We start from the raw sequence: 4,026 nt of genomic DNA on the forward strand, positions 1-4,026 counted from the left end.
TGGGGGGAAGGGAAACCCCTCCGCCAGCGCGAGAGGGGTTTCCCTTCCCCCTTGGCCCCCATCCCTTCCCCAGCGCGCTTTTACCGGGGGAAGGTCAGGGGATAGAGGCAAGCCCGTCCCAAATGACAAGCGGAGCGCATTCAGTTGTTTTTCTTGCACATTGAAATTATTTACACAGCTTGTTTTGACAGGCCCTGACTACGTTTCTCTGGGGGCGGACTGCTCCCCTGCCCGTCTCCGGCGCTTTCCGGCGCGTCCGTCCCGCTTTCCCGGAGGCGGCGTCCGCCATGCCCGGCACAGGAGGCCGCATGCTTGCCTTTGACATCACCACCCAGGGCCGCTGCCGGATGCACGACATCACCGGCGAGGTCCGCCGCCTCCTGCGCGAGGCCCTGACGCAGTTTCCCGGCCCGCGCAGCGGCGCGCTGGCCCTCTTCTGCCCGCACACCACCTGCGGCCTGACCATCAATGAAGGCGCCGACCCCGACGTCCGCCGGGACATGGAAGGCTTTTTCCGCCGCCTCGTCCCGCAGGACCCGGCCTTCGCCCATGCCGAGGGCAACAGTGACGCCCACATAAAATGCACCCTGCACGGCTCGTCCCTGCTGGTGCTCGTGGAGGACGGCGAACTGCGCCTCGGCACCTGGCAGGCCATCTATCTTTGCGAAGGCGACGGCCCGCGCCGCCGCTCCGTCTGGGCGCAGTGGCTGCCCGGCCCGCGCTGACGCCGCACGCCACCCTCCGCTCCGCCTGACCACGCGCCGCTTTTCCCCGACGGCGAAACAGGCTATACTTTCTTTTTCGCTCCGGGCGGGCCGCAAGGCCGCCCTTACCTTCTCTCCGGCCTGCGAGGTGACCTATGAGCATGCCCCATGACGTCGATCTCATCCTGACGCTGGCCGGCGGTCTGACCGCCGCCACGGTGCTGGGATTTTTCACGCAGAAACTGCGCCTTTCCCCGCTGGTGGGCTATCTGCTGGCCGGCGTGCTGGTGGGGCCCCATTCGCCGGGCTTCGTGGCGGATGCCCCCACCGCTTCTCAATGCGCGGAGATCGGCATCATCCTGCTCATGTTCGGCGTCGGCCTGCATTTCCATCTCAAGGATCTGCTGGCCGTGCGGCATATCGCCGTCAGCGGCGCGCTCATCCAGATCGCCGCCGCCACGCTGGCCGGGGCCGCCGTTTTCTGCCTGCTGGGCGGCAGCCTCACGGCCGGTCTGGTCTTCGGCATGTCCATCTCCGTGGCCAGCACAGTGGTGCTCACCCGCGTCATGGGCGACAACGGCCTCCTCCACACCCGTGCCGGGCATGTGGCGCTGGGCTGGCTGGTGGTGGAGGATCTCTTCACCATCCTGCTGCTGGTGCTGCTGCCCACCGTGCTCTCCCCGGACGCCGGGCCGCTCTGGAGCACACTGGGCCTGACCGTCCTCAAGCTGGCGGGCCTGACGGCCTTCATGCTGCTGGCCGGACAAAAGCTCATCCCCCTGCTGCTGGGCTGGGTGGCCCGTACCGGCACGCGCGACCTCTTCACCCTGGCGGTGCTGGCCCTGGCCCTGGGCATCGCCGTGGGCGCGGCCCTGCTCTTCGATGCCTCCATGGCGCTGGGGGCCTTTCTGGCCGGCATGGTGGTGGGCCAGTCCGATTTCAGCGCCCGCGCCGCCGCCGAGGCCCTCCCCCTGCGCGATGCCTTTGCCGTGCTCTTCTTCGTCTCGGTAGGCATGCTCTTCAATCCGCTGGCCCTGCTGGACGACTGGCCGCTCATGCTCCTGACCTTCGGCATCATCGTCCTCATCAAGCCCATGACCGCCTTCACCGTCTGCCGCCTCTTCCGTCGTCCGCCGCGCGAGGCGCTGGCCGTGGGCCTCTCCCTGGGGCAGATCGGGGAATTCTCCTTCATCCTCGCCGGTGTGGGCGCGACCTACGGGCTCTTCGGCCCGGAAGTCAACAATGCCGTCATCCCCGCGGCCATCCTGTCCATCACCCTCAACCCCCTGCTCTTTCGGCAGCTCGACCGTCTGTCCCGCTGGCTGGAAGCCCGACGCCCGGCCTTCGTGCCCGACGCCGCCGAAGAGGACACCGCCCCGCGCGGTGACGTCATCGTCGTGGGCTATGGGCCCACGGGAGAGGCTCTCTGCAACATTCTGGAAGACTTTCATCTGCGTCCGGTCATCATCGAGGCCAATATCGACACCGTCCGCCGCCTGCACGCGGAAGGGCGGAGTGCATTACATGGCAACGCCACTCAGGCTGAAGTCCTTCTGCAGGCGGGCTTGGCGGACGCAAAAGCATTACTGCTGACGGCGCCACGCATCCCCGTGAGTGATGTGGCGAGCATCGCGCGAGACATAAATCCCCAGGTACGCATCTGCGCGCGCACATCTTATTTGAGCCAGGTGCGTGAGCTTCAGAAGGATGGCATTTCTGATGTCTTCAGCAGTGAAGGCGAAGTGGCGCTGGCCCTTGCGACCACCCTGCTGCGGAATCTGGGCGCGGCCCCGGCCTTCATCGATGCCGAGCGCGACCGCCTGCGCGCCCGCTGGCATTACCCCGATACCGCGACGCCCCCTCCTGACGGAACCACGGACGCGGTACAGCCCGCCGATCGCTGACGTGCCGGCATGACGCCGGGAAAAGGCAGCTCGCCATGATCGTGCATCTGGACATGGACGCCTTCTTCGCCTCCGTGGAGCAGCTCGACGATCCCGACTTGCGCGGCAAGCCGGTCATCATCGGCGGCGGCAGCCGGGGCGTCGTCTCCACCGCCTCGTATGAGGCGCGCGTCTTCGGCGTGCGTTCGGCCATGCCCATCGCCACGGCCCGCAAGCTCTGCCCGCAAGGCGTCTTCGTGCGCGGCCGCATGCGGCGCTATGCGGAACTCTCCCGCCGCATCATGGCCGCCCTGCGCGACTTCTCCCCCCTCGTGGAGCCTGCCAGCGTGGACGAAGCCTATCTTGACGCCGCCGGCCTGGAACGCCTTTTCGGCCCGCCGGAACAGCTCCTGCCGGCCATCAAGGCCCGCGTGGCCGACGTCACCGGCGGCCTGACCTGCTCCGTGGGGGCCGCACCGGTGAAATTCCTTGCCAAGATCTGCTCCGAGGTCAACAAACCCGACGGCATCTTCATCCTGCCCCCCGATCAGGTAGATGCCTTCCTCCTGCCCCTGGCCGTGGAACGCCTGCCCGGCGTCGGCAAGCGCATGGCCCGCGACCTCCACGCCCTCGGCATCTCCCGCGTGGAGCACCTGCGCCGCTACAGCCCGCAATTCATGGAACGCCGCTTCGGCAAATGGGGACTGGAACTCCTGCGCCGCGCCCACGGCATCGATCCCCGCCCCGTCAGCCCCGAGCATGTCGCCAAGAGCGAAAGCGCCGAGACCACCTTCGCCGAAGACACCCGCGACCGCGCCTTTCTGGAAAAAAAACTCCTCGGTCATGCCGAGCGCGTAGGTGTCTCCCTGCGGCGGCACGGCTGGCAAGGCCGCACCATCACCCTGAAGATCAAATTCGCCGACTTCCGCCAGATCACCCGCTCCCGTACCCTGCCCGACCCCACCTGCGCCACCCAGACCATCTTTGAGACCGCCTGCGACCTGCTGCGAAACGAACCCCTCCCCCAACCCGTACGACTCGTGGGACTCGGCGTCTCCAGCTTCGAAAGCCCACCCCCGCAACAGGCCCTCCTCCCCGGCCTGCCGCCTGCCGGCCCCCATGACCCGCAGGAAGAAGCCCGCCGCCTGCGCCTCGACAAGGCCCTCGACAGCCTGCGCCAAAAATTCGGCACCCAGGCCGTCCAGCGCGGCCGCCTCTTCACCCCGCCGGATCAGACGGACGCGGCGGAGTGATGTTTGTTTTTGTTTTTTTGGTCTTTTTTATTTTTTTTCGTGGGGGGAAGGGCCCCTTTGTGGCAGATTGTCAATTGAAAGGTAACAGGGGGCTTGCCCAAAAAAGAACGCCCCATGACAGTTGCTTTGCAAACAAACACCTCAACAACGAGGAACTGTCATGGGGCAAAAACACCTTACCAAAAC

General features: G+C 66.5%; 4 protein-coding genes. All 4 read left to right on the forward strand.

All coding sequences use genetic code 11. The features are described 5' to 3' along the window. Nucleotides 1-308: 308 nt before the first annotated feature. On the forward strand, nucleotides 309-725 hold the full coding sequence (locus Q0J54_RS11945) for a secondary thiamine-phosphate synthase enzyme YjbQ (RefSeq protein WP_296305971.1): 417 nt from the start codon (nucleotides 309-311) through the stop codon (nucleotides 723-725). A gap of 140 nt (nucleotides 726-865) precedes the next feature. Continuing rightward, the gene (locus Q0J54_RS11950; RefSeq protein WP_296305974.1) at nucleotides 866-2,608 is read left to right on the forward strand and encodes a cation:proton antiporter; all 1,743 of its coding nucleotides are present in this window, start codon (nucleotides 866-868) and stop codon (nucleotides 2,606-2,608) included. Between the two features lie 35 nt (nucleotides 2,609-2,643). After that, nucleotides 2,644-3,840: a DNA polymerase IV gene (locus Q0J54_RS11955; RefSeq protein ID WP_296305972.1), complete on the forward strand. Its 1,197-nt coding sequence runs from the start codon at nucleotides 2,644-2,646 to the stop codon at nucleotides 3,838-3,840. Further along, nucleotides 3,840-4,026 (forward strand): hypothetical protein (locus Q0J54_RS11960; RefSeq protein ID WP_296305973.1); only part of this gene is annotated, 187 nt, incomplete at its 3' end. The genes Q0J54_RS11955 and Q0J54_RS11960, both read left to right, overlap by 1 nt.

Origin of the sequence: uncultured Desulfovibrio sp., assembly GCF_944324935.1 — a bacterium.
Classification (GTDB): domain Bacteria; phylum Desulfobacterota; class Desulfovibrionia; order Desulfovibrionales; family Desulfovibrionaceae; genus Desulfovibrio.

Bases quoted from the DNA above. Each gene is read 5' to 3' on its own strand.
- Q0J54_RS11955 (WP_296305972.1), top strand. From the start codon at position 2,644: ATGATCGTGCATCTGGACATGGACGCCTTCTTCGCCTCCGTGGAGCAG.
- Q0J54_RS11945 (WP_296305971.1), top strand. From the start codon at position 309: ATGCTTGCCTTTGACATCACCACCCAGGGCCGCTGCCGGATGCACGAC.
- Q0J54_RS11950 (WP_296305974.1), top strand. From the start codon at position 866: ATGCCCCATGACGTCGATCTCATCCTGACGCTGGCCGGCGGTCTGACC.